The sequence below is a fragment of the Jiangella alkaliphila genome, assembly GCF_900105925.1.
In the GTDB taxonomy this organism is placed as follows: Bacteria; Actinomycetota; Actinomycetes; order Jiangellales; family Jiangellaceae; genus Jiangella; species Jiangella alkaliphila.
The window spans coordinates 4,339,545-4,364,294 of the sequence record NZ_LT629791.1 but is presented as its reverse complement, the minus strand read 5'-3'; the positions used below and the strand labels follow the sequence as shown (position 1 = coordinate 4,364,294).

At 72.2% G+C, this 24,750-nt stretch carries 21 protein-coding genes; 5 read left to right on the top strand and 16 right to left on the bottom strand.

What is annotated here, in order from left to right; genetic code table 11:
- Window positions 1–9: 9 nt before the first annotated feature.
- The 3 genes from BLV05_RS19870 to BLV05_RS19860 form a co-directional block, all read right to left on the bottom strand.
- Window positions 10–4,104 (bottom strand): S8 family serine peptidase, encoded by a 4,095-nt coding sequence (locus BLV05_RS19870; RefSeq protein ID WP_160312755.1) that lies wholly within the window; start codon window positions 4,102–4,104, stop codon window positions 10–12.
- 198 nt (window positions 4,105–4,302) lie between these two features.
- Window positions 4,303–7,188, bottom strand: coding sequence for a helix-turn-helix transcriptional regulator (locus tag BLV05_RS38235; protein ID WP_152690797.1), 2,886 nt, complete (start codon window positions 7,186–7,188; stop codon window positions 4,303–4,305).
- Between the two features lie 75 nt (window positions 7,189–7,263).
- Entirely contained in the window at window positions 7,264–9,363 is a 2,100-nt protein-coding gene (locus BLV05_RS19860; RefSeq protein WP_046769467.1) for a DNA gyrase/topoisomerase IV subunit B, read from the bottom strand.
- A 259-nt stretch (window positions 9,364–9,622) separates the two neighbouring features.
- Here BLV05_RS19860 and BLV05_RS19855 point away from each other — a divergent pair, with 259 nt between their 5' ends.
- Window positions 9,623–9,841 (top strand): DUF7455 domain-containing protein, encoded by a 219-nt coding sequence (locus tag BLV05_RS19855; RefSeq protein ID WP_197683220.1) that lies wholly within the window; start codon window positions 9,623–9,625, stop codon window positions 9,839–9,841.
- 57 nt (window positions 9,842–9,898) lie between these two features.
- Here the strand turns inward: BLV05_RS19855 and BLV05_RS19850 are convergent, their stop codons facing one another.
- On the bottom strand, window positions 9,899–10,309 hold the full coding sequence (locus BLV05_RS19850; protein ID WP_046769465.1) for an SRPBCC family protein: 411 nt from the start codon (window positions 10,307–10,309) through the stop codon (window positions 9,899–9,901).
- A complete protein-coding gene (locus BLV05_RS19845; RefSeq protein ID WP_082155316.1) occupies window positions 10,306–10,602 on the bottom strand; it encodes an ArsR/SmtB family transcription factor in 297 nt (98 codons plus the stop codon). Before BLV05_RS19845 ends, BLV05_RS19850 begins: the two co-directional genes overlap by 4 nt.
- A gap of 58 nt (window positions 10,603–10,660) precedes the next feature.
- Between BLV05_RS19845 and BLV05_RS19840 the strand changes: the two genes are divergently transcribed.
- On the top strand, window positions 10,661–11,101 hold the full coding sequence (locus BLV05_RS19840) for a hypothetical protein (RefSeq protein ID WP_052762576.1): 441 nt from the start codon (window positions 10,661–10,663) through the stop codon (window positions 11,099–11,101).
- Here BLV05_RS19840 and BLV05_RS19835 read toward each other — a convergent pair.
- A complete protein-coding gene (locus tag BLV05_RS19835) occupies window positions 11,055–11,651 on the bottom strand; it encodes a rhomboid family intramembrane serine protease (protein ID WP_046769464.1) in 597 nt (198 codons plus the stop codon). The genes BLV05_RS19840 and BLV05_RS19835 overlap by 47 nt on opposite strands.
- A 68-nt stretch (window positions 11,652–11,719) precedes the next feature.
- Between BLV05_RS19835 and BLV05_RS19830 the strand changes: the two genes are divergently transcribed.
- The gene (locus tag BLV05_RS19830; RefSeq protein ID WP_052762575.1) at window positions 11,720–12,397 is read left to right on the top strand and encodes a GNAT family N-acetyltransferase; all 678 of its coding nucleotides are present in this window, start codon (window positions 11,720–11,722) and stop codon (window positions 12,395–12,397) included.
- On the opposite strand, the gene BLV05_RS19825 is transcribed toward BLV05_RS19830, so the two are convergent.
- On the bottom strand, window positions 12,394–13,143 hold the full coding sequence (locus BLV05_RS19825; protein WP_046769463.1) for an arginase family protein: 750 nt from the start codon (window positions 13,141–13,143) through the stop codon (window positions 12,394–12,396). The genes BLV05_RS19830 and BLV05_RS19825 overlap by 4 nt on opposite strands.
- 33 nt (window positions 13,144–13,176) lie before the next feature.
- The gene (locus BLV05_RS19820; RefSeq protein WP_046769462.1) at window positions 13,177–14,487 is read right to left on the bottom strand and encodes a glycosyltransferase; all 1,311 of its coding nucleotides are present in this window, start codon (window positions 14,485–14,487) and stop codon (window positions 13,177–13,179) included.
- A gap of 145 nt (window positions 14,488–14,632) precedes the next feature.
- Here BLV05_RS19820 and BLV05_RS19815 point away from each other — a divergent pair, with 145 nt between their 5' ends.
- Complete coding sequence (locus tag BLV05_RS19815; protein ID WP_052762574.1) at window positions 14,633–15,268, top strand: TetR/AcrR family transcriptional regulator; 636 nt, start codon at window positions 14,633–14,635, stop codon at window positions 15,266–15,268.
- Here the strand turns inward: BLV05_RS19815 and BLV05_RS19810 are convergent.
- From BLV05_RS19810 to BLV05_RS19795, 4 genes are all read right to left on the bottom strand, one after another.
- Window positions 15,256–16,770, bottom strand: coding sequence for an RNA polymerase sigma factor (locus BLV05_RS19810; RefSeq protein ID WP_046769461.1), 1,515 nt, complete (start codon window positions 16,768–16,770; stop codon window positions 15,256–15,258). The genes BLV05_RS19815 and BLV05_RS19810 overlap by 13 nt on opposite strands.
- A gap of 124 nt (window positions 16,771–16,894) precedes the next feature.
- Complete coding sequence (locus BLV05_RS19805; protein WP_052762573.1) at window positions 16,895–18,499, bottom strand: SpoIIE family protein phosphatase; 1,605 nt, start codon at window positions 18,497–18,499, stop codon at window positions 16,895–16,897.
- A 5-nt stretch (window positions 18,500–18,504) separates the two neighbouring features.
- Window positions 18,505–19,080, bottom strand: a complete 576-nt coding sequence (locus tag BLV05_RS19800) for an HhH-GPD-type base excision DNA repair protein (protein ID WP_046769460.1) — start codon at window positions 19,078–19,080, stop codon at window positions 18,505–18,507.
- Between the two features lie 16 nt (window positions 19,081–19,096).
- On the bottom strand, window positions 19,097–19,507 hold the full coding sequence (locus BLV05_RS19795) for a universal stress protein (RefSeq protein WP_046769459.1): 411 nt from the start codon (window positions 19,505–19,507) through the stop codon (window positions 19,097–19,099).
- Window positions 19,508–19,622: 115 nt separating this feature from the next.
- Here BLV05_RS19795 and BLV05_RS19790 point away from each other — a divergent pair, with 115 nt between their 5' ends.
- Window positions 19,623–20,963, top strand: a complete 1,341-nt coding sequence (locus BLV05_RS19790; protein WP_046769458.1) for a DNA polymerase IV — start codon at window positions 19,623–19,625, stop codon at window positions 20,961–20,963.
- 92 nt (window positions 20,964–21,055) lie between these two features.
- Here BLV05_RS19790 and BLV05_RS19785 read toward each other — a convergent pair whose 3' ends face one another.
- From BLV05_RS19785 to BLV05_RS19770, 4 genes are read right to left on the bottom strand one after another with little or no spacing between them, the layout of a single operon-like run.
- Window positions 21,056–21,661 (bottom strand): response regulator transcription factor, encoded by a 606-nt coding sequence (locus tag BLV05_RS19785; protein WP_046769457.1) that lies wholly within the window; start codon window positions 21,659–21,661, stop codon window positions 21,056–21,058.
- The gene (locus BLV05_RS19780; RefSeq protein WP_197683219.1) at window positions 21,658–22,902 is read right to left on the bottom strand and encodes a sensor histidine kinase; all 1,245 of its coding nucleotides are present in this window, start codon (window positions 22,900–22,902) and stop codon (window positions 21,658–21,660) included. The genes BLV05_RS19785 and BLV05_RS19780 overlap by 4 nt, the downstream gene beginning before the upstream one ends.
- A gap of 24 nt (window positions 22,903–22,926) precedes the next feature.
- Window positions 22,927–23,727 (bottom strand): ABC transporter permease, encoded by an 801-nt coding sequence (locus tag BLV05_RS19775; RefSeq protein WP_046769455.1) that lies wholly within the window; start codon window positions 23,725–23,727, stop codon window positions 22,927–22,929.
- Complete coding sequence (locus BLV05_RS19770; protein WP_046769454.1) at window positions 23,724–24,659, bottom strand: ABC transporter ATP-binding protein; 936 nt, start codon at window positions 24,657–24,659, stop codon at window positions 23,724–23,726. Before BLV05_RS19770 ends, BLV05_RS19775 begins: the two co-directional genes overlap by 4 nt.
- Window positions 24,660–24,750: the final 91 nt, after the last annotated feature.

The window sequence follows — 24,750 nt, the reverse complement described above, 5'->3', positions numbered from 1 at the left end:
AGGGGCTTTTCAGCCGTTCCGGGCCGCTCTCAGGGTGTACTGGTCGACGCTGTTGCCGGCCTCGTCGGCGAGCGAGACCCGGACGCTGAGGTACTCCGCACCTCGCAGCCGCGGGAGCTCGAAGCTGGTCGAGTCACCCTTCGGCACCTGGGCGCTGCCGATCTCCTGCCAGGTGGCGCCGTCGTCACCGCTGACCCAGGCGCGGACGGTGAACTCGCCGTGCTCCCCTTCGTAGGCGACGGTACGGTCGGTTGATTCCTTGAGGCGGCGGATGGCCTCGGTGTAGTGGGCACGGACGGTCAGCTCGGCGCCGCTGCGGAGCGTTCCATCGACGTCGACGGGGAGTGACCAATCGGGGTCGACGAACGGCGCCGCCACCCTCTCGCGACCGGCCGACTCCGGCGGGGCGGTCAGGTTCGCTGTCCAGGACACCCCTAATTCTGTCGACAGCTCCGCGCCGGGGCGGGTCGCCGTCACCGTTCCGGAGTACAGGCCCGTGCCGCCCAAGGGGAAACAGCTGTCGGCGTCCCAGTCCCTCGACCCGTTCCCCCACCAGTCGTCGCAGATGACCACGCCGTCCTTCCGCACCGTCGACTCGATGTTGTCGTCGTAGAAGTCGGCGTTCTGCAGCCTCAGCGCTCCGCCGGTGAACTGGCCGTCGGCGGCGAACCACGGGTAGTACGGCGTCTCGCTGATCATGGTGCCGGAACTGTTGCGCACCACACCGGTGGCCACGAGTCGGTACGGCCCGCCGCCGAAGTGCTGCTCGATGAGCTCGCCGGGTGCCACCGCCACGGGATAGCGAAGGTCTTCGGTCGCGTGCCCCGTCCTGAACGCGGATGCGACCCAGCCGCAGATATTCGTGCCCGAACACGCGTCTTGCGTGAGGTGAGCCGGAGCCGGGCTCACATACTCCTCGCGCACGGTGCCGGCAGGAATGCCGCGGCGGTCGCCGATGGCGTTGAACGGACCGAGGAACCGGCGGTACTGGTACGGGCCGGTCCCGGCGTTGTGGTGGAAGTACGTCCGCACCGTGCCCAGATCCTGCTGCCGGACGACCACCGGCCGGCCGTCGCCGTTGTCACCCTCGACGTGCGTGACGAGCTCGTAGACGTAGGGGCTGACGGGCGTCGACGTGATCCTCGCGAAGATCTCCTGGCTACGGGTCGTGGATCGCAGCCGCTCGGCGTCCTCGTGGCTGACCACCCAGACCGGCACCTCGGGCAGGCCACGGGCGAACCGATCGATCTGTGTGCCCTCCCGGTTCTCGACCAGGATGCCAGCGGCGCCCGCATCGTGGAGTCTGTCGATCAGGGAGTCGAGCGAAGCCTGGACGAGCCATTCGCCGAATTCGCCCGACGTCGGGACGGGTTCGTCCTCGAGCGCCAGCACGATCCGGCCGCGGACGTCACCGAGGTCCTCGACGGCAGTCCTCGCCCCGACATCGAGAATGCGGACCGGACGGCTGACGTCGAACGGCGCGCACGCCCCTTCGCAGTAGATCTCTCTGCCGCGATCGTCGACATAGGTCGCCGCCTTCGGGCGCACCGTCACCGGTGACCTGCCGATCGTGGTCACCGTGAGCGGCGGTACTTCGCGATGCTCGACGACGTCGAGGCGGTAGCCGCCGGTGACGGCCGTCGTGCGGCTGGCCAGCGTACGGATCGAGTCCTCGGTCCATGCCGCGCCCGTGGACATGGCGACCAGGACCTCGCCGTCCGCGTCGGTGCGCTGCATCCGCATGGTCGTCGCGGCGTCCTGGCGCACGCTCGGCTTCGGCGTGTCAACCGTCCAGGGGCGCCCTTCGCGCGCGTCGAAGACCAGCGTGGTGTCCTCGTCCAGCACGACCTCCGGCTCGCTGCCCAGCGTTGCCGACACCGGGTCGTACACGGTGGTGTACGGCGGCTTCTCGTAGCCGGGCAGCGCGACGGTCACGGCGTAGCGTCCGGCGCGCAGCCGCGGGTCCTGCTCGGAGAACGGCAGAGTCACGTCCGACAGATGGCCGACGCCGTCGATGAAGCCGCCGATCCGGGTCGCTCCGGTGTCGAGGTCGGTCACCAGCAGCGTCCCGCCCATCCCCGGAGGCCCGGGATGCGACCCCGACGGCGCTCCGTGCTGATCGATCGCACGGGTCTCGAGCAGGTAGGACTCGGGTTCGCGGGTCCAGCTCAGCCCTGTCACCACACGCACCGTGCCGTCGGACGACGTGGCCAGGAGCTCCCCGTAGACGCTCCCCTCCGGCAGGTCGGCGAGGTGCACGGTGACCGGGACGCTCGCCGACCCGTGGGCGGGCACGGTCACGCCGTCGTCGCCCCAGACGACCGCGCCGTCTGCCGGGACGAACGGCTCACCGTCGCCGATGTAGTGCTCGGGCGCCTTGACGTAGGCCGCGTCCAGGCTGAGCTCGATCGGGCTGTCGCCGCTGTTGGTGTACGTGACCTCGCCGTGGAGCGGGAGCGGGCTCTCGGTCCAGAGCGGTGCGCCGAGGTCGAGGGTTCCGGTCGCGTGGATCTGCTGCTGGGTCGCGCGGGCCACGTCCAACGTGCCGGTGCCGCGGTGGTAGATCGGATCCGCGTTCGGCTGGGTCGTGCTCACCAGGGCGTCCTCGAGCTGTGCGGCGCTCCAATCAGGGTGCTGCTGCCGCAGCAGGGCCGCCGCACCTGCGACGTGCGGTGTCGCCATCGACGTCCCGGTCAGGGCGGTGTATCGCGGGTTCTCGGGCAGCGGGCCGGAGATGCGGTTCTGGGCGGCGTACGCGCCGATCACCTGGTGCCCGGGGGCCGTCAGCTCCGGCTTGAACGCGTGGTCGCCGCGACGAGGCCCGATGGACGACGACGGGTCGAGTTGGAAGGGCCGGCTGTCGATCAGGACGTTGCCCACCGAGAGCGCGCGGTCAGCCGTCGACGGGGTCGACGCCGTCTCGTGGTTGGCGAGTCCGTAGTACACCTCGTAGTCGCCCCAGTTGCCCGCCGCGACGACGAACAGCGCTCCGGTGGCCTCGCTGATCTCGTCGAGGGCCAGCGACATGGGGTCGGTGCCGTCGGTGGGCAGGCCGCCGAGGCTCATGTTGACGACGTCGGCATGCTGAGCCGCCCAGCCCATGCACTCGATGATCCACGATTCCAGCCCGCCGCCGTTGCCGGCAAGCGCCTTGGCGACCACCAGCTGCGCGTCCGGGGCGACCCCGGCGTACTGCCCGTCCGAGGCGGCGCCCGATCCGAGCGCCGTCGACGCGACGTGGGTGCCGTGACCGTGGTCGTCCTCGGGGCCGGCGTCCGGCACACAGGACTTCGTCTCGGCGATCCGGCCGGCGAAGTCGGGGTGGGTCGAGTCGATCCCCGTGTCGATGACGGCGATCCGCTGGCCTTCGCCGGTCAGCCCGGAGTCCCACGCGGTGGGCACACCGACCGCCTCGTTGGTGGCGTCGTCCATGGCCCGCACCGGACCGTCGAGCCAGATCCGTTCGACGCCGGAGGCCAGCGCGCTGGCCGACGGCCCTGCCGTGCGGGCCGGCGAACTCGACGCGGTGACGGCCGCGAAGAACGCGCCCGACTGCTCCTTGTCCACCGCCACGGCGGAGGATCGAATCGACGGGAGCGCCACTACGGCGTCGTCGTCGGTGCCGGGCAGGTCCACGCTGCCGCTTCGAGCCGCACTGCCGCCTGCGGCCTGCACGATCAGTGGCAGCGTGGGCCGGCTCGCGTCGTCGTAGCCGGCCTCGGCCAGCAGGGAGAGGTTGAACAGCCGCAGGTCTAGCTGTCCGCGGGCGACCAGCTCGGAGGCCACGCCGGGAAGCGCGAACACCCCGTCCTGGGTTCGAACGGTGACGATGTCGTGGAGGGGCGGCACGTCCTCGACGACGACCGCGTCGGCGTTCTCGCCCTCGCCGGTGAGCGCGACGACGTCGCCGGTGATCAGGGTGAACGTCCGGTCCGCGGCAGCGACGGGCGACTCGGCCGGCTCGGCGACGTTCGCCGCCGTCGACGCCAGCGGCGCGGCCTCGGGTGCGGACATCGCCGCGCCGGAGGACGTGACCATGAGCGGTGCGGCGGCCAAGCCGGCCATGGCCATGACCCCCGCTCGGCCGAGTCTGGCTCGCATCATGGGCACTCCTCCGGTCGCGGGGTCGATCGTGTCCAGCTGCGGATCATGCGGGAAACCAGCCGTCGTCGGCGGGGGCACGCGGCGAGTCGACGACGGATTGCTCCTGGTCGGCATCCGTGTCGTCGAGGTCATCGACGTCGTCGGCCGGGCCGGATTCACACACGATGACAGTGTGTGGCGCGGTAGATACCGCGACTATTACGGAAATCCGCCATTCTTGCTCGACTCGGCCCATTGGTGGGCAAGTGCCGTGCGCGACCGCACCCCGAGCTTGCGCATGGCCGCGCCGAGGTGCTTCTCGACGGTGTGCCGCGAGATGAACAGGTCCTCGGCGATCTCGTTGTTCGTGCGCCCGGACGCCGCCAGGGTCGCGACCTCCCGCTCGCGCGGCGACAGCAGACCGCCGTACGCGCGGCGACCGCCACGATGACGACGCGGCAGCTCGATGCCGTGGCCCTGGGCGAGAGCGGCGAGCCGGGCTCGATCTCCGGTCGCGCCCAGGCCGTCGTACATCGTCGCCGCTCCCAGAACCACGTCCGGAGCCCGGTCGTGCCCGGTGGACAGCAGCAGCGCGGCAGCCCGTTCCGTCGCCAGGGCCGCGGCGTACGGCGCGGCCGCTTCGCGGTAGGCAGCGGCCGCCGCGAGGACGACGTCGGCGGGGCCGCCCCTGCTCCCGGCAGCGAGGGCGAGCATGGCGCCGGCCTCCGCCGCGGCCGGCGCCAGTATCGGCGCCTCCATGGCGCCGAGCGCGACTCCGACCTCGTCGAGCAGGTCGGTGGCGTGATCCGTGCGATCGGCCGCGACCAGGGCCGCGACCACGTCCGGAAGCGCCCAGCCCAGCGAAGGCAGCAACGCGCCCTTCGCGCGGAGGATGTCGAGGAGGCGATCGACCTGACCGATGGCTCGGTCGATCTCGCCGTCGGCCAGTGCGGACCGCACCAATCCGGCCGTGCCGAGCGGCAGGACTTCGAGGGTGGCGGTCTCGGCCGCCGCGGCGGTCGCGCGCTCCAGCAACGCTCGACCCTCGTCCCGATCGCCTCGCGCGAGCGCCAGGCTTCCGGCGGCCAGTTCGAGGTCCATCCGGCCGTAGTGGTCCGTGACCTCGGGCCGTAGTCGCGCGATGTCCAGGTGCAGACCGTCCCACTCGCCCCGCAGGAATCGGAGGACGGCCAGCCCACTGCGGACGATCATCTCCAGCCGGCGATTGTGCTGCGTGACCGGTGCCTCGAGCGCCTTGGTCAGCAGCAGCCGAGCCGGTTCGAGCTGACCCGCGTAGGTGGCAGCAAGGCCGAGGGAGTAGTACGCGCTCGCTTCGCGGCGCTGCCGTGGCCTCTCGTCGGTGAGCCGCAGGACCCGATCGGTCAGGTCGCGCCAGGACGGGTCGCCGGTGTCGAGCAGCATCGACCCGGTCCGCCCGAGGACGAACGCCTGGAGCAGTGGGTCGTCGATCTGGTCGACCAACCCGGCGGCCTCGGTCAGCCACCGGCGATCCTCGTCGGGCGAGACCTCTGCCGTGGTGCTCACCCCGAGCCCGACCATCGCCCACGCCCGCAGGTCCGGACGATGGGCGAGGTCACCGAGCGCGGCTCGGAACAGCTCTCGCTGGCGTTCGATGTCCTGGCCCGCCTGGCCGAGAGCCATGGCCAGGAGAATCCTCAGCTCGCCGCGGATCGCGGCCGGAAGGTCCTCGTCGAGCACCTCGGTCAGCGGCTCGACGATCTCGCTCGCGTGCAACGTGTCCAACGCCGCCCAGGCCAACCTGGCCGCGACCGCTCCGCGCTGCTCCGGCGTCAGGGGCGCCTCACGAAGGACCGCACGCAGCAGCCGCACGGCCTCGTCGTCGTCACCGAGCTCGACCGCCTGCTCCGCTGCCCGCTGTGCGGCATCGGTCCATTCCGCCAGACGACCGGCCTGCCACAGATGGTGAGCCACCTGGCCCAGTGGAGGATGTCCCAAGGCCAGCAGCGCCGTGGCCGCCCTGTCGTGAAGCTGTTGCCGGCGCAGGCCACCGAGGCTGTCGAGGACGGCCTGGGCGGCGAGCAGGTGCCGGAAGCCGAGGCTTCCCTCGCGCTCGACGATGAGCCCGGAGCCGACGGCTGCCTCCAGGGCGTCGACGGGATCGGGCTCGTCGGCCACCGCGATCAGGATCCGGTCCGGCTGCGGGCTCTGCAGCACGGCCGCCGCCTCGGCGATCCGCCGGGCACCGGCCGGCAGCCGGTCGATCCTCGCCATGGTGGCATCGACGATGCGCCGCGGCACGCGGAGCTCACGCAACGCCCGGCGACTCCACTGCCCGTCGTGGTGGACGAGTTTGCCGTTCGCGCGAACCAGCGCCAACAGCTCCTCGATCGCGAACGGCAGGCCCGCCGTTCGCTCCCGGATGTAGGAGGCGAACTCGTCCGACAGACGATCGGTGTCCAGGATCGCGGCCGCCAGCTCGCCCGACTCGGCCGTCGTCAGGCCGCGCAGCACGACCTGGCCGTGAACCGGTACGGCCGACAGCACCGAACGCAGCGTCGGGTCGGCGTCCTCACGACGCAGCGTCAGCACGACCGCCAGCCGAGGCGGCGGCTCGGCCAGCAGATAGGCGAGGAAGTCGGCGGTCTTCGGGTCGGCGTACTGCAGGTCCTCCAGCACCAGGACGGCCGGGCCGGCGGCCTCGAGCACCTCGACCAGGCCGCGAAAGACCCGGTGCTGCTCGGCGGTTCGGTCGTCCAACGGCTCCGGAGGCAGCGGCAACGAGTCGGCCACCTCGGGCAGGAGCGGCCGCAGCGCCCCGGCGACCGGTCCCAGCCGGAAACCTCGAAGATCGTCGCCGAGACGGCGGACGGCCTCGACGATCGCGCCGAGCGGAAACGGTTCGCGGATCTGGTGGCAGCGCCCCACCAGGTGCCGGCGCCGGCTCACGTCGGGATGCCGCAGCACCTCCGTGACCAGCCGCGACTTACCGATTCCGGCCTCACCCTCGACCACGATCACGGCCGGCGAGCGACTCAAGGCCGCCACGACCGCCGCAAGCTCGTCGCCGCGGCCCACCATGACCGGCGAGACCACACCGCCGGTGCCAGTGCGTCCATCGATCACGGCAGCTCCCGCGGGCTCGGCGTCGGGAAGACCTTACTTCCCACGCGAAACGCGCGGATGACGCCGCGGAACGCCTCAGGCGTCGATGCGGGCGCGGTCGAGCTCGGCGGCGCCGGCGATGATGAACTCCTTGCGCGGCGCGACGTCGTTGCCCATCAGCAGCTCGAAGACGCGTTCGGCGGCCTCGGCGTCGCGGGCGTTGATGCGCCGCAGCCGGCGGTGCCGGGGATCCATGGTGGTCTCGGCCAGCTGCTCGGGGTCCATCTCGCCGAGGCCCTTGTAGCGCTGCGGGGTGTCCTTGACCCGGACGCCCTTGCGGGCGAGGTCGCGCAGCGTGCGGTCGAGGTCGGCGTCGGTGTAGGTGTAGATGTACTTGTCCTGGCCCTTCTTCGGGCTGGACAGCTCGATGCGGTGCAGCGGCGGCATCGCGGCGAACAGCCGGCCGGCCTCGACGTACGGGCGCATGTAGCGGTAGAAGAGCGTGATCAGCAGCGTGCGGATGTGCGCACCGTCGACGTCGGCGTCGGTCATCAGGATGACCCGGCCGTAGCGGGACTGGTCGATCTCGAACGTGCGGCCGCTGCCGGCGCCGAGCACCTGGATGATCGCGGCGCACTCGGCGTTCTTCAGCATGTCGGCGACGGACGCCTTCTGCACGTTGAGGATCTTGCCGCGGATGGGCAGCAGCGCCTGGTACTCGGCGTCGCGGGCCGAGCGGCCGGTGCCCAGCGCGGAGTCGCCCTCGACGATGAACAGCTCGGACTTCTCCAGGCTGTTGGACCGGCAGTCGACCAGCTTGGTCGGCAGTGAGCTGGTTTCGAGCGCGTTCTTGCGGCGGACGGTCTCTTTGTGCAGCCGCGCGGCCACCCGGGTCTTCGCCGCCGAGACGACCTTCTCGAGCAGCGCCGCCGCCTGGGCTTTGTCGTTGCGCTTCGTCGAGGTCAGGACGGCCTTCAGCTCGCGCTCGACGACGGCGGAGGCGATGGAGCGGACCGCCGCGGTGCCGAGCACCTCCTTCGTCTGGCCCTCGAACTGCGGCTCGTCGAGCCGGACGGTGACCACCGAGGTGAGGCCCTCGAGCACGTCGTCCTTCTCGATCTTGTCGTTGCCGGCCTTGAGCCGCCGGGCGTTGACCTTGACCTGGTCGCGCAGCGCCTTGAGCAGGCCCTGCTCGAAGCCGGCGATGTGGGTGCCGCCCTTCGGGGTGGCGACGACGTTGACGAACGAGCGGCCGATGGTGTCGTAGCCGGTGTCCCAGCGCAGCGCGACGTCGACCTCGCAGACCCGCTCGGTGTCCTTGCTGACCAGCTGGCCGTCGTCGTCGAGGACGGGGACGGTCTCGCGGAAGGTCTGCTCGCCGGTGAGCCGCAGGACGTCGGTGACCGCCACGCCCGGGCTGAGGAACTCGACGAACTCGCTGATGCCGCCGTCGTGCCGGAACGTCTGCTCGACGAACTCGTCGCCGCGTTCGTCGCGGACCACCAGCTGCAGCCCCGGCACCAGGTACGACGTCTGCCGGGCGCGGGAGATGAGGTCGTCCCAGGAGTAGGACGTGTCGCGCAGGAAGATCTGCCGGTCGGCGTAGAAGCGGACCCGGGTGCCGGTGACCCGCTTGGCGACCCGGCCGGTGATGCGCAGCTCGGAGTGGTCGGTGAACGGCGAGAACGCGGCCGCCGGGCCGTCGCCGTCCCAGACGCCGGGCTCGCCGCGCCGGAACGACATGGCGTGCGTGCGGCCGCCGCGGTCGACCTCGACGTCGACCCGCTCGGACAGCGCGTTGACGACGCTGGCGCCGACGCCGTGCAGGCCGCCGGTGGCCGCGTAGGAGCCGCCGCCGAACTTCCCGCCGGCGTGCAGCTTGGTGTAGACGACCTCGACGCCGGACAGGCCGGACTTCGCGTGGATGTCGACCGGGATGCCGCGGCCGTTGTCGCTGACCGAGGCCGAGCCGTCGGCGTGCAGGACGACCTCGACGCGGTCGCAGAACCCGCCCAGCGCCTCGTCGACGGCGTTGTCGATGATCTCCCAGAGGCAGTGCATGAGACCACGGGAGTCAGTGGAGCCGATGTACATGCCCGGCCGCTTGCGCACGGCCTCCAGGCCCTCGAGCACCGACAGGTGGCGGGCGGTGTAGTCGCCACCGGCGGTCAGGGCGTCGGCACGCTCGGCGGTCACGGTTCCTCCCTAGCGGTGAGCACATGCATTGTCAGCGTAAGCCCTGGCACCGACGGAACCGGCGCAGGCGCGCTGGACGGCCTCGTCCGAACGTGTTGACGAACTCGATCAGGTGACCAGTGTCACAGCGTGCCGATTACGCGCAGAGCGAACCACCGCCCGCTCGAGATGCGGGAACGCCTGGGGGTGATTACATGTTGGTACGGATGCACACCACACCGGCACCCACGGTGGACCAACGATCAGGAAGGCAGGCGACGTGACTACTACGGCTCTCGCTACCGGCCCTCTGAAGGCAACCGACCGCTGCGACAGCTGCGGCGCCCAGGCGTACGTCCGCGTCGTCCTCAAGGAGGGTGACCTGCTCTTCTGCGGTCACCACGGCCACCGGCACGAGGCCAAGCTCCGTCCCGTCGCGCTCGAGTGGCACGACGAGACCGACCGCCTCCAGCCCCAGCCCACCCCCGCCACCGACTGACTCACCCCTCATAGTCGCCTGTCGGCCGCCTCGTTCGCGAGGCGGCCGAACCATCTGCTAGTGGCCTTCGGCCACCTCTACCGCGAGGCGACGAAGGACGATACGCCACCCGACAATGGTCTCGCCGCGCAGCGTCGCCGGCAGACCACTGTGGCGCAGCGTCACGACGGTGCCGTCGACGTCGGGCGTGAGCTCGACCTCGACCCGCGAGCCGCCGGGCGCGACGTCGGGCACACCGGGCCCCGGCTCCCAGCCGAACGTGAACACCAGCCGCTCGTACGGGCGCAGCTCGACGAACTCGCCCCGCATCACCGGGTCCGGCCCTCCGTCCATCGCGACGCGCAGGAGGCCGCCGGGGCGGGCGTCCACCTCGGCGCTCCCCCACCACCGGGCCAGCTTCCCGGCGTCGGTGAAGTACGCCCACACCCGCTCGGGTGGGGCGTCGATGCGGATGGTCTGCTCGATCATTCTGTCTCCACTGCTTCCTTGAGCTTTCGCAACTGAGCCGACCACATGCGCTCGATGAACCCGGCCGCGTCGGCCAGGCCCTCCGGCCGCAGCGCGTAGAGCCGGCGGTTGCCGTCGCGGCGCACGTCCACCAGTCCCGCGTCGACCAGTACCTTGAGGTGCTGCGACACGGCCGGGCGGCTCATGCCCGGGAACCTGGCGGCGATGTCGCCGGCCGAGCGTTCACCGTCGCGCACCAGCTCCATGATCGCCCGGCGGGTCGGGTCGGCGACCGCGCGCAAGGTGTCGTCCACGTCCCCTCCGGGTAGTATGTAAGAAGTTGCTTACATAGCCTACCCGAGGAGGGACCTCATGGAACGCCTCGACCCGCTGATCGGCAGCTGGACGTCCGAGGGCGAGACGGTGGACGACCCCATCGTGCGCATCAAGGGCAGCGACGTCTACGAATGGCTGCCCGGCCGGCACTTCCTCGTCCACCACGTCGACGTGACCGTCGACGGCGAGCCCTACCAGGCGCTGGAGGTGTTCGGCGAGGACGCCGACGGCGACACCTGCGTCGCGCGGGCCTACAACAGCGACGGCACCACTGGCACCATGACCGTCCGGGTCGACGACGAAGGCGTGGTCACGCTGACCGGGCCGGACACGCGGTCGCGGCTGGTGGTCGCCGACGACGGCGCGAGCATGGCCGCACGCTGGGACCGTCTCGACGACGGCGCCTGGCGGCACTGGATGGACATGCGCTTCACGCGCGACTCTTCGTCCCGCTCCCCCGCAGCAGCCAGGCCATGAGCACACCGGCCAGCGCGCCGAACAGGTGGCCCTGCCACGAGATGCCGGGCTGGCCGGGCAGCACGCCGACCACGATGCCGCCGTACATCAGCACCACGATGACCGCGACCACCACGGCGACCGCCCGGCGGCTCAGCACGCCCCAGGCCACCAGGAACGCGGCGTAGCCGTAGACCACGCCGCTGGCCCCGATGTGCACGCTGTTGGGCGACGCCGCCAGCCAGGTGGCGAACCCGCCGACCAGCGCGACGCCGATGGTGACCGCCCAGAACCGTTGCGTCGTGATGGCGATGAGGCAGCCCAGCACCAGGAACGCGCCGGTGTTGGCGATGAGGTGGCCGAACCCGCCGTGCAGGAACGGCGCCGTGACGATGCCGACCAGCCCCTCGGGGTCGTGCGGCCGGATGCCGTACTGGTCGAGGTTCACGCCCGGGAGCGCGTCGATGATCTCCTCGACCCACATGAGCAGCACGAGGACGAACACCGGGAGGGCGGCCGTGAGGGCCGGCGGCACGGATCGACGCGGCGTGATCTGGCCCGAGGACGACATGTCGCCAGTGTATGCGGGCACGATTATTCGGTGGCTCTGGCGACGGCGGCGCCGCTAGCGTCGGTGGCATGATCATGTCCCGCCCCGACGCCCGCACGTACCTGGTGCTGCCGGGCGACGCCGGCGGGCCGCAGCTCGACGCCGTCCTGGCGGAGCACGACGGCGACCTCTACACCGAGGCCGGCGAGGACGACGGCGACCGGCTCGCCCTGCTGACCGGCCGCGGGTTCACCGTCGCGCGGCGCGAGCACGTGTACGCCGTCCCGACCGCGCCGCCGGACGGCAGCTCGTGGCCGGACGGCTTCGGCGTGGTGTCCGCGGCCGACGCCGACCTCGTCCGGCTGGCCGCTCTCGACCAGGACCTGCGCCGCTCCGTGCCGGGCGTCGACGCGTGGCGCACCGACCCGGAGGCGTTCCGGCGCGAGACCTTCGACGACCCGCAGTTCGACCCGTCGACCTACCTGATCGCGGTCGACGGCGGCAGCGGCGGCTACGCCGGGCTGGTGCGGGTGTGGATCCGGCCCTCCGTGCCACGGCTCGGTCTGATCGGCGTGCGGGCGGCGTACCGGCGGCGCGGGCTGGCCCGTGCGCTGGTGGCCCGGGTCCTTGGCATCATGCACGAACGCGGCGCCGCCGAGGTGGTCTGCGAGGTCGACGAGACCAACGACGGGTCGAACGCGCTGTTCGCGGGGTTCGGCGCCCGGCGGATCGGCGGCAACATCGAGCTGGTCCGCCGGCCGGCCTAGAACGGCAGGGCGGCGCGGACCCGCTCGGCCGCGCCCTGGCCGTCCTGGCCCTCGTGCCAGGTGCAGCCCAGGCCGACGGCGGCGACTCGTCCCGTGTCGAGCACGCGGCGGATCGCCTGGCCGACCTCGCTCGCCGACGGCCCGCCCGGCGTCGGGAACAGCAGGCCGGGCAGCTCCGCCCCGTCGACGACGTCGAGGTCGACGTGCAGGTAGACCGGGCCGAGCGGGACGCCGTCCGCGTCCAGCTCGGCGGTGAAGACCTGCCGGATGTTCGAGGCGGCCAGGTAGTCGCGCTCCGGCGGGTCCAGGTCCCGCCCGTCGACCAGCACGATGCGGTCCTCGGCGATCGGCGCCAGCCCGAGCCGGTCGGCGAGCAGCTCTGGCCGGTAGCCGGCCAGCATGCGCAGCGGCATCCCGCCCAGATATCCCGACGTCGTCGTCTCCAGCGTCTGCACGTCGCCGTGCGCGTCGAACCAGACGATCGACGGGCTTGCGCGGTCGTGCGCGCGCTGCACCCCGGCGACGACGGCCTGCGAGACCATGCAGTCGCCGGACATCACCAGCGGCACCTGCCCGCCGCGCACGTCCGCCGCCACGACGTCGGCGACCTCGGCGTACAGCCCGCCGACCCGCTCCCAGACGTCGTCGCCGGTCAGGTCGCGGCTCACCGTCACCGCCGGCTCGTACGGCACGTCGAGGCCGGGCCGGTGCTCATCGAGGTGGTACGGCACGAGAATGTGGGTCACCGTGCGATTGTGCCACCGGTCCGCGAGACGGGTTCAGGCCCGGCCGGCTCGGGCGCGGCGCTCGTCGAGGTCCTCGATGACGGCGACGAGCTCGTCCACCCCGCGCGACCGGGCGATCTGGCCGGCGATGACGGTGGCCGCCGCCCGATGACTCGACGATCCGAGCACCTCGAGCACGGCGCGCCGCACGGGGCGCGCGCGGGGCCGTCCGGTGCGGAGGTTCACGCCGGCCCCGGACCAGGCGACACGGGCGCACACCTCCGGCTTGTCCTCGGTGACACCGGCGGCGACGAGGGGCACGCCGTGGGCCAAGGCGTAGTGCACGCCGCCGTATCCGCCGTTGGTCACCATCACGTCGACCAGCGGAAGGAGCAGGTCGTAGGGCAGGAACCGCGCGACCCGCGCGTTGTCCGGCACCGGTCCGAGCTCCTCGACCGGGCGGTGTCCGGTCGTCACCACCACCAGGACGTCCTCGCCGGCGAGCCCGTCGAGGGTCGGCCGGATCAGTGCGGTGAGATCGGAATTGGCGATCGTGCCCTGGGTGACATGCACGACCGGCGTCGTCGTCCGGAGGTCGTCCCACCAGTCCGGCAGGTCCGCCGCCACGGCCGCCGTCGTCGGCCGGGTCAACGGTCCGGAGAAGTACGTGGGCACAGCGGCGCCCGGCTGCGGGTACTCGAACGCCGGCACCGAGAACTGCACGATCGCGTCGACGGTGCTGAGCCAGTTGAGGAGGAAGGCGTTCGCCGGGCGGGCGTGCACCGAGCGGTAGAGCGCGTCGACCTCGCGCTGCACCGGCCTGAAGACGACGCGCTCGACGAGGAACCGCAGCGCCCTGTTGCGGGTCGTGTCGAGGCGCCGCAGCGGGCCGCCCATCGGCTGCAGGCCGAGCCCGAACGGCGGCACATGCGGCGACGCCAGTGGCAGCGGGGTGAGCCCGCCGTAGATCACCGGAGGGCGGGCGTGCGCGGGGTGGCCGGTGAGCAGGAACGCCCCGAAGAAGGTGGGGTCGACCAGCACGGCCGTCGTGGGCTCGGCCAGCTGCGACAGCAGCGCCCGATACTGGGCCGGCGCTGGCGCGAGGAAGATCTGCCTGACGTCGAAGCGCAGGCCGGCGATCCCCCGAGGCCGGTCCTTGATCACCTCGTCGAGCCGCCGATCGTCGTAGTCCGCCTCGGCGGGGAGGGCGACGAAGGAGCTGCCGGTCTCCTCGACGAGCGACGCGAAGCGCGCCCCGGTGAGGAACCGGACCCGGTGACCGCGCTCGACGAGGCCCGCGGCGGCGGCGAGGAGCGGCGTGACGTGCCCGTGGATCGGCACACTGGCGATCAGGATGTCGGACATCGTGGCCCCCTCGGCCAGGTCGATCAGCTTGGTGCAGTATTGAGTACTATGCGATAGTGGTCAACCCATCGAGGGGGTAGTCATTTCCGTTCGCCGGTACTCGTCGACGCTCCGGGCGGAGCAGGCCGCCGCCACTCGGCGGCGGGTGATCGATGCGGCCGCCGAGCTCTTCGCGTCGCACGGGTACTCCCGCACCACCCTCGCTCGCATCGCCGAGGCGGCCGAGGTCTCGGTCGAGACCGTCCAGGCACAGGGCCCGAAGCGGAGCCTCCTGGGCGCGGCCGTCCGGCTGCGCACCTTCGGCCGCGAGGCCGACGAGTCGATTCTCGACGTGCCCGAGTCGGGCGCGCTGCTGCGTCAGGAGAGTCCCGAGGGATTCGCCCGAGCCGCCGCCCGCCTGGTGAGCGAGATCAACGCCAGGAGCAGCGGGCTCATGCGTGCGTTCGCTTCGGCCGCCGCGGACGACCCGGACATCGAGGCCGAGTGGTCCGAGGTGATCCGGCTCGTCCACGGCAACGTCCGCGACCTCGTCGCGCTGCTCAGGTCACGTGACTGGCTGCGCACCGATGTCGGGACCGACGAACTCGCTGCCAGTGTGTGGATCATGATCGACGGCGCGAACTTCGAGAAGCTCACGGCGCGGCTCGGGTGGCCGGCTCAGCGGTACGAGGACTGGCTGGCTCGGTCGATCATGGAGCTGCTCTTCCCGGCGCGGCCCGCCGACGAGGCCATGCGGGCCGGCCGGTGGCCGACCCGCACGACGGACGCTCAGTCGAGGTAGTCGCGCAGTACCTGGGAACGGGACGGGTGGCGAAGCTTCGACATGGTCTTGGACTCGATCTGCCGGATGCGCTCGCGGGTGACCCCGTAGACCTTGCCGATCTCGTCGAGCGTCTTCGGCTGGCCGTCGGTGAGGCCGAAGCGCATCGAGACGACGCCGGCTTCGCGCTCGGAGAGGGTGTCGAGGACGGCGTGCAGCTGCTCCTGCAGGAGCGTGAACGAGACCGCCTCGGCCGGGACGATGGCCTCGGAGTCCTCGATGAGGTCGCCGAACTCGCTGTCGCCGTCCTCGCCGAGCGGGGTGTGCAGCGAGATGGGCTCGCGGCCGTACTTCTGGACCTCGACCACCTTCTCGGGGGTCATGTCCAGCTCGGTGGCCAGCTCCTCCGGCGTGGGCTCGCGGCCGAGGTCCTGCAGCATCTGCCGCTGCACCCGGGCGAGCTTGTTGATGACCTCGACCATGTGCACCGGGATGCGGATGGTGCGGGCCTGGTCGGCCATGGCGCGGGTGATGGCCTGCCGGATCCACCAGGTGGCGTAGGTGGAGAACTTGAAGCCCTTGGTGTAGTCGAACTTCTCGACGGCGCGGATGAGGCCGAGGTTGCCTTCCTGGATGAGGTCGAGGAAGAGCATGCCGCGGCCGGTGTAGCGCTTGGCCAGCGAGACGACGAGGCGGAGGTTGGCCTCGAGCAGGTGGTTCTTGGCCCGGCGGCCGTCCTCGGCGATCCACTCCAGCTCGTTGCGGAGCTTCGCCGGCATGGTGTCGCCCTGCTCGGCCAGCTTCTCTTCGGCGAACAGGCCGGCCTCGATGCGCTTGGCGAGCTCGACCTCCTCGCCGGCGTTCAGCAGCGGGACCTTGCCGATCTGCTTGAGGTAGTCCTTGACCGGGTCGGCCGTGGCGCCGGCGACGGCGACCTGCTGCTCGGGCTCGTCGGTGTCGTCGTCCTCGGAGAGGATGAAGCCCTCGTCCTCGATCTTGGCTTCCTCGGCGGCCAGTTCGCCGGGGTCGGGTTCGCCGTCGGGGCCGGCGGCGCCGGCCTCCTTGGCCGGCGCGTCGGCCGCCTTGACGGCCTTCTTGCGGCCCCGGCCCTTGGGCGCCGCCGCGGCGGCCTCCTCAGCTAGGCCCGCACCAGCCGTGTCGTGGACGTCGGCCTTCGCCTTCTTCACCGCCGTTTTCACAGATCCCTCGCCTTTCCTGGCCGCCGGCTCGGTCTTCTTGGCTGCCGCGGTCGCCACCGCTGTCGAACGGGTGGACGTCGCCGCAGCGACACGCTTGCGCGGACTCCGCGAGTCCGCCGCCGCTACCTCGACGGTAATACCGGTCGACTTCAAATGCTCGACGACGAACCGGCTCTCTTTCATCGCCAGGTCGGCGGCACCGCAGGCGACCCGGACATCTTCAGCGGTGACCGAGCCCGACTTCCGTCCCTGGGTGACAAGCGCCTGGACCGACGGCAGCTCCAGGATCCGGGCGTTCTTGGTGCTGGACGAGCTCGACGACACGTACGACCTCTCGATGTCTTTGGTTAAGGGCAGCGCAGTACGCGAGGTGGCGACGGCAACACATCATTGTGGCACAGCACACGGGTCCTGTTCATCCCGAAAGGCCGCCGCCCACGCCGATGTCTCACCGCCCGGCCCACCGTAGCGCGAGAATCGTCTGATCGTCGGCGGCGCCGTCGATCTGCATGCGCCGCACGACGGCGTCGAGCAACTGCTCGAGCGGGACGCCGCGCTGTTCCTCCAGGCAGCGCAGCAACTGGGCGAAGCCTTCCTCCAGCGACCGCACCCTGGACTCGATCAGACCGTCGGTGAACGCGATCAGCACGTCGCCGGGCCACAACCGCACCGACTGCGTCGACCGCGGCTCGGTGACGCCGATCGGCGTGGTGCCGGCGCCGGCGTCGACCAGCTCGACGGCGCCGACCTCGGGGATGCGGATCAGCGGCAGGTGCCCGGCGTCGCCGACCCGGACGGTCCCGTTGACGGGGTCGACCAGGGCGTACACGACGGTGACCATCTCGACGGCGTCGTCGCGCTCGACCAGGCGGTCCAGCCCGCCGAGCACCGCCGCGGGGTCGGGGTCGGTGAGCGCCAGCGCCCGCAGCGCCGCCCGCATCTCGCCCATGGCGCTGGCCGCCGTGACGCCGTGGCCCATGACGTCGCCGACCACCAGGCCCAGCTCGCCGTCGGGCATGACCAGCGCGTCGTACCAGTCGCCGCCGACGGAGTGCTCGCCGACGTCGGTGCGGCTGCGCGCCGCCAGCTCGACGCCGGCCACCGTCGGCAGCCGCCGCGGCAGCAGCCCCTGGCTGAGCGACGCGGCCGCCGTCCGCTCCCGCTCGAACAGCCGGGCCCGGGCGAACGCCAGCGAGCACTGCTGGGCGACGGCGCGCAGGAACCGGCACTGGTCGGAGTCGAAGTCCTGCTCCGTGGCGAAGGAGAACCGGACGGCGCCGACGCAGCCCTCCTCGCCGGCCAGCGGCAGCACCGCCCAGGCGCGTTCGTCGGTGCGGTCGAGGAAATCGCCGAAGACGGGGTCGCCGGGCGCGGCCGCACGGGCGCGCTCGCGGCTGCCGAGGAACATCGGCCAGCCGCTGCGCAGCACCTCGTCGGTCGGCGTGACGGCCTGGTGCGGCCAGACGGGGACGTCCTCGCCCTCGCCGAGCCCGGTGGTGACGGGGTACGGCCGCGCGTTGGGGCCGATCAGCGTGACGGCGGTGCGCAGCGCCTGGACGTTGCGCCGGCCCAGCGCGGCGGCGCCGTCGGCCACCTCGCGCACCGTCACGGCCCGCGACAGGACGTCGGACACCTCGAGCAGCCGCGCGTTGCGGGCCCGGCTGCGGCGCAGCGACGAGATGGCGCGCTGGTGGGAGGTGTCGTCGACGACGAACATGGCGACCTCGCGGCCGCGGCCCTCGTCGACCAGGTACCAGGACGAGTGCAGGTGATAGGTGTCGGTGCGCCCCGAGACGGCCGGCTCCTCGGCCTCGACCGCCTCGCCGGTGCGCAGGACCCGCTCGATCATCTCGTCGGTGTGCGCGGCCAGTTCCGGCGGCAGCACCTCGGCCGGCGCCCGCCCGAGGTGGTCGGCGATGCCCTTGCCGGACCGCTCCGCCAGGGCGGCGTTGATGGCGAGGAACCGGTGCTCCTCGTCGAAGACGGCGAATCCCACGGGCGCGTCGACGCCGGCCAGCGCACCGAGCAGGCGCTGCGCGTCAGCCGGTCGCATTACCGCTAGGCCTTCGCCGCACGCTTGATCTCCCGCTTCGTCGCCCGCACCTGGGTCAGGGTGTCGGCGTCGACGACGTCGGCCACCGACCGGGTGGCGCCCTCGACGCCGTAGTCGCCGGCCGCCTCGCGCCAGCCGTCGGGCCGCACGCCGATCTGCTTGCCCAGCAGCGCGACCATGATCTTGGCCTTCTGCTCGCCGAACCCGGGCAGCGCCTTGAGCCGCTTCAACAGCTCAACGCCGGTGGTGGTGCCGGCCCAGATGTTCGCCGCGTCGTTGCCGTAGTGCTCGGCGACGTACGCCGCGACCTTCTGCACCCGCCCGGCCATGGACCCCGGGAACCGATGCACGGCCGGCGTGCGGGAGAAGATCTCGGCGAACGCCTCGGGATCGTGGGCGGCGATGGCCGCGGGGTCGAGGTGGTCGACGCCGCCCATGCGCTCGGCGATGACCGCCGGGCCGGAGAAGGCCTTCTCCATGGGCACCTGCTGGTCCAGCAGCATGCCGGTGAGCAGCGCGAACGGGTCGCGCGCCAGCAGCGCGTCGGCCGCGGGGTCGCCCGCTAGGTACAACGTCGTCACGTCGGGGGAACCCTTCTCAATCCACGTCCTCTGCCTTGACCGCCAAGACAGGGCACGGTGCATCCAACAGGATACGCTGGGCGTTGCTTCCCAAGATCAACTTACCGACCGGGCTGCGGCGGCGCAGGCCGATGACGATGAAATCGGCCGCGTTCTCCTCGGCCACCGCGATCAGGTCCTCGGCCACGTCCATGCCGCGCACCAGCTGGCGCACCTCGGCCTCGATGCCGGCGTCCTTGAGCTGCTGGCTGACGGTGGCCAGCTCGGCGTCGGCCTTGATGGCGTCGTCGTCGTCGAAGTCACGCCCGCCCCGGGCGGAGTTGACGACGATCAGCCGCGCGCCCCGCAGCCGCGCCTCCTCGGCGGCCCGGCGCAGTGCGGCCCGGCCCTCGGACTTGGGGACGTAGCCCACGACGATCGCGGTCATCGGAACCTTCTCTCGCCTACTCCTGACATGACGGGCCGGCGTGAACTCCGGGTCGCGGCGCAACCGTACCTCAGCCATCGGCGCGTATGTCGGTGTGGCGTGCGACGATCGGGACATGCGCGTCCTCCATCTCGACCTGGACGCATTCTTCGCCTCCGTCGAGCAGCGCGACAAGCCGTCGCTACGGGGCAAACCGGTCATCGTGGGCGGGCTGGGGGCGCGCGGCGTGGTGTCGACGGCGTCCTACGAGGCGCGCGTGTTCGGGGTCCGGTCGGCGATGTCGATGAGCGAGGCGCGGTCGCGCTGCCCGAACGCCGCCTACCTGTCCGGCCGGTTCGGCGTCTACCGGGCGGTCAGCGCGGTCGTCATGGCCCGGCTGCGAGAGTTGTCGCCGGTGGTCGAGCCGCTGTCGCTGGACGAGGCGTTCGTCGACCTCGCCGGGAGCGCCGCCGGCGTGCCGTCGTCGGCCGACGAGGTACGGGCGGTGGCCGGCGAGCTCCGATCGACCATCGTCGATGAGACCGGGGTGACGGCCTCCGTCGGCGTCGCCGCATCCAAGCTGATGGCCAAGATCGCCTCCGAGCAGGCGAAACCCGACGGCCTGGTGGTCATCGAGCCGGGCACGGAGCTCGACCTGCTGCACCCGCTGCCGATCCGCGCCCTGCCCGGCGTCGGCCCGGCGACCGCCGCCCGGCTCGCCCGGTTCGGCGTCAAGACCATCGGCGACCTCGCCCGTATCACCGAGCCCGACCTCGTCGACCTGCTCGGCGAGTCGCACGGCCGCTCCCTGCACCGGCTGTCGCTCGCCCAGGACGACCGCCCGGTCAGCACCGACCGCGAGTCCAAGTCCGTCAGCGTCGAGGACACCTTCGACCGCGACCTCACCGACCCTGCGCTGCTGGCGGCGATCGTCGCCCGGCTGGCCGAACGGGTGGCCGGGCGGCTGGTCAAGGCCGGGCTGTCCGGGCGGACGATCACCGTGAAGACGCGGCTGCACGACTTCACCACGCTGTCGCGGTCGGCCACCCTGCCGGCCCCGGCCGACGACGTGCGCGTGCTGTCCCGCGTCGCGACCCGCCTGCTGTCCGACGTCGACACCACCGGCGGCGTCCGGCTGCTCGGGGTCGGCGTGTCAGGGCTGTCCGACTGGGTGCAGGACGACCTCTTCGTCACCGACGCCGCCGAGCCACCGGCCGAGGAGGAGCCCGACGTCCAGGTCGAGGAGGCCCTGCACGAGCGCCCCTCCTGGTCCCCCGGCATGGACGTCGTGCACGCGGCGCACGGTCCCGGCTGGGTGTGGGGGTCGGGACGGGGCCGGGTCACCGTCCGCTTCGAGACCGCCTCCACCCCGCCCGGCCCCATCCACACCTTCGCCGCGGACGACCCCGACCTGGCGCCCGCTCCCCCGCCTGTCGTCCCGCCTCCCCCGCCCACCCCGAAGTTGATCTTGGAGTAAGCGGGCAATTACGGTCCGGGATGTCCGATGAATACTGGCATTACTCCAAGATCAACTTCTCGGAGGGGCGGGCGGGTGCGGGGGCGGGCCGATCAGATCCAGCCGTGGCGACGGGCGACGTGCACGGCCTCGTGGCGGTTCGCGGCCCCCAGCTTCGACGCCGCCGACGAGAGGTAGTTGCGCACGGTCCCGGGCGTCAGCGCGGCCCGGCGCGCGATCTCCTCGACCGGCGCACCCTCCGCGGCCAGCTCGAGGACGTCCGACTCGCGCGCCGTCAGCGGGCTGTCGCCGGCGCTGATCGCCTCGGCGGCCAGCTCGGGGTCGACGTACCGGCCGCCGGCGTGCACCGTCCGGACCACCTGCGCCAGCACCGAGGCCGACACCGTCTTGGGGAGGAAACCGCCCACCCCCGCGGCCAGCGCCCGCTTCAAATAGCCCGGCCGGCCGTGGCTGGTGACGATCATCGTCCGGCAGCCGGGCACCGACGCGTGCAGCTCGGCGGCCAGCGCGATGCCGTCGCGGTCAGGCAGCTGCAGGTCCAGCACCGCGACGTCCGGGGAGAACGAGCGGGCCATCGCGAGCGCCTCGTCGGCGGTGGCGGCCTCGGCGACGACCTCGATGCCGTCCTCCAGCGACAGCAGCGCCCGCAGCGCGGACCGGATCAGGTTCTCGTCATCGGCGAGTAGGACGCGGATCACGACGCCTCCCCAGCAGCGGCAACAGACGGCACCCGCGCGGCCAGCCGGAACCGGTCGCCGTCGAGCCGGTCGGCCGCCAGCGACCCGCCGAGCTCGCGCAGCCGTTCGGCCAGCCCAGACAGCCCGGACCCGGCATCCGACCTCGACTCAGCGGACAAAGCGAACGCGCCGTCGTTCTCCATCGTCAGCGTCACGCAGCCATCCTCGCGCGCCAGCGTGATGACACAGGTCGCCGCCGCGCTGTGCCGCAGCACGTTGGTGGTCCCCTCGCGGGCCACCCAGCCGAGCACGGCCTGCACGTCGGGCGGCAGCGCGTCGACCTCGCCGACCACCCGCGTCGCCACGCCGGCCGACCGCAGCACCGACCGGGCGCCGGCCAGCTCGGTCGTCAGGTCGACCTCGCGGTAGCCGCGCACGACGTCGCGGACCTCGCGCAGCGACTCCTGCGCGATGTCGCGCACGGCCATCATCTCGTCGCCCGCGTCGTCGCGGCCGCGCCGGGCCAGCGCGGCGGCCAGCTCGCTCTTGACGGCGATGACGGACAGGTTGCGGCCCAGGACGTCGTGCAGGTCGCGGGCGAACCGCAGCCGTTCCTCGGCGACGGCGAGGTCGGCCTGCACCTGCCGGGACCGGTCCAGCTCCCATACGACGCCCAGCATCCAGACCGATGCGCGGAACGCCGACCAGCCGCCGAGGTAGCCGAACAGCGCCGCGAACCCGGTGCCGAGGGCGCTCTGCCGCGGCCAGTCGCTCAGCAGCCCGGCAACGACCACGGCGCCGCCGATGACCGACGCCAGCACCATGAGCTGCGGGCTCGCGATCCGCGTGGTCAGCGCGCCGACCGCGATGCCGGCGGCCAGCACGATCGCGAAGGCCGTGACGACGCCGTCGGTGACGCCCGGTTCGGGCGGCGCGTCCCAGCCGAACACCGCGAGCGCCGCGCCCGCGGCGGCCACCGTCGCGACCAGCAGGGCGACAGTCCACCGGTACGGCCATGGCCCGCGGCCGAGGAACCACTCGAGGCCGGCCCGCAGGACCATGAACGCGACGGCGGCCTGCCCGGCCAACACGGCGATGAAGGTCAGGACGGCCGGCGCGGACGGGCCGCCGGTGCCGGCCGACGCGAGGAACAGCCCGGCCAGCGGCGAGGCGGCCAGCATGGAGTACAGCGTCCCGCGGGTGTAGAGGTCGAAGCGCTGCAGCTCGCTCCGCCGCTCCCACCACCGGGTGACCGTCGACACGGACATCAGCTTGTCACGGACCCCTCAGCTCCGCGGCTCCCACCGGAACCAGCGGCGCACCGCCCACACGCCCAGGCCGACCCACGCCACCGCGATCACGGCCGGCACCGCCGCCTCGGTCCAGCTCGCCGCGAAGTCGACGGTGTCGCCGTCGGGCGCCACCCCGCTCAGCCCGAGCCGGATCAGGTCGACGAGGGGGCTCAGCGGCAGCAGCTGCGCTACCGCCTGCACGCCCTCGGGCAGCGAGTCGCGCGGCCCGATGATGCCGGAGAAGATCATGCAGGCGAACAGCAGCGGCAACGTGCTCAGCTGAGCGGTCTCGACGTTGCGCGTGAACGTCGTCGACACCGCCGCCAGCAGCACGAACACCACGACGCCCACCAGCAGGCCGGCCAGGATCAGCACGGCGTTCACCGGCAGGTCGATGCCGAACGCCACCGCCGCGACCGCCCACGTCAGCACGATCTGCACGACCGCAACGACCACCGACGGCAGCGCGGTGCCGGCCAGGATCTCCGCGTCGGTCAGCTCGCCGACCCGCAGCCGCTTCAGCACGTGCTCCTCGCGGCGCGCCACGTACGCCGTCACCAGGTTGTAGTAGACGACGTAGAGCAGCGAGAACCCGGCCAGCATGATCACGGCCAGCGCCGCGACCGGAACGTCGCCCTCCTCGCCGATGCCGATCGCGTTGAGCCCGAGCACCGACAGCACCGGCAGCCCGACGGCGGTGAACACGGCGGTCCGGTTGCGGACCAGCAGCTTCAGCTCGGCGACCGCCAGCGACCGCACGCGGCGAGGCGTTCCGGACAACGTCAGGGCGCTCATGCCGCCACCTCCGCTCGCTCGGCCTGCGCATCGGGCTCCGAGGACGCCACCGCCAGGAACGCCTGCTCCAGCGATGCCGGCCGGGCCGACAGGTCGCGCAGCTCGACGCCGTGCTCGCGGGCCCACAGCAACAGCCCGGTGAGCGTCGCCTGCATCGTGTCGGTGTGCAGCTCGACCCGGCCGCCGTGGTCGAGGACCAACGTCCCGGGCAGCTCGGGCAGCCGGTCGCGGGTCACCGCCGGCGGCAGCGCGAACGCCACCGTCGCCGGCTGCGACGCGACCACCTCGGCGACGGTGCCGGTGCGGACGATCCGGCCGCGGTGCATGATCGCCAGCCGGTCGGCCAGCTCCTCGGCCTCGTCGAGATAGTGGGTGGTCAGCAGCACGGTGACGCCGTCCTCGAGCAGCTGACGGACCAGCTGCCAGGTGTTGCGGCGGCTCTCCGGGTCCAGCCCGGTGGTCGGCTCGTCGAGGAACAGCACGTCCGGCCGGCCCAGGACGGCCACCGCGAGGTCGAGCCGGCGCCGCTCACCGCCGGACAGCTGCTTCACCGGGACTCCGGCGCGGTGGGCGAGGTCGACCAGCTCCAGCGCCTCGGCGACCGGCCGCGGCGCGGTGAGCGTCCCCGCCCACATCACCGCCGTCTCCGTCACCGTGAGGTCGGCCGGGAAGCCGCCCTGCTGCAGCATGACGCCGATCCGCGGCCGCACCGCGGCCCGGTCGGCGTAGGGGTCGCGGCCGAGCACCCGGATCCAGCCGCCGCTCGGCCGGGCCAGCCCCTCGACCACCTCGAGGGTGGACGTCTTCCCGGCACCGTTCGTGCCGAGCAGCGCGAACAGCTCGCCGCGCGCGACGGTGAACGTCACGCCCCGCACGGCCTCGTAGTCGCCGAAGCTGCGGCGCACGTCGGAGACCTCGACAACGTCAGCCATTCCGGCCTCCTCGCGGCCCCGCGGATGGTTCGATCTCTCTCATGAACCCATCGTGGCCGGGGCACGCGGCCATGTCCGGTGGGCGATGTCA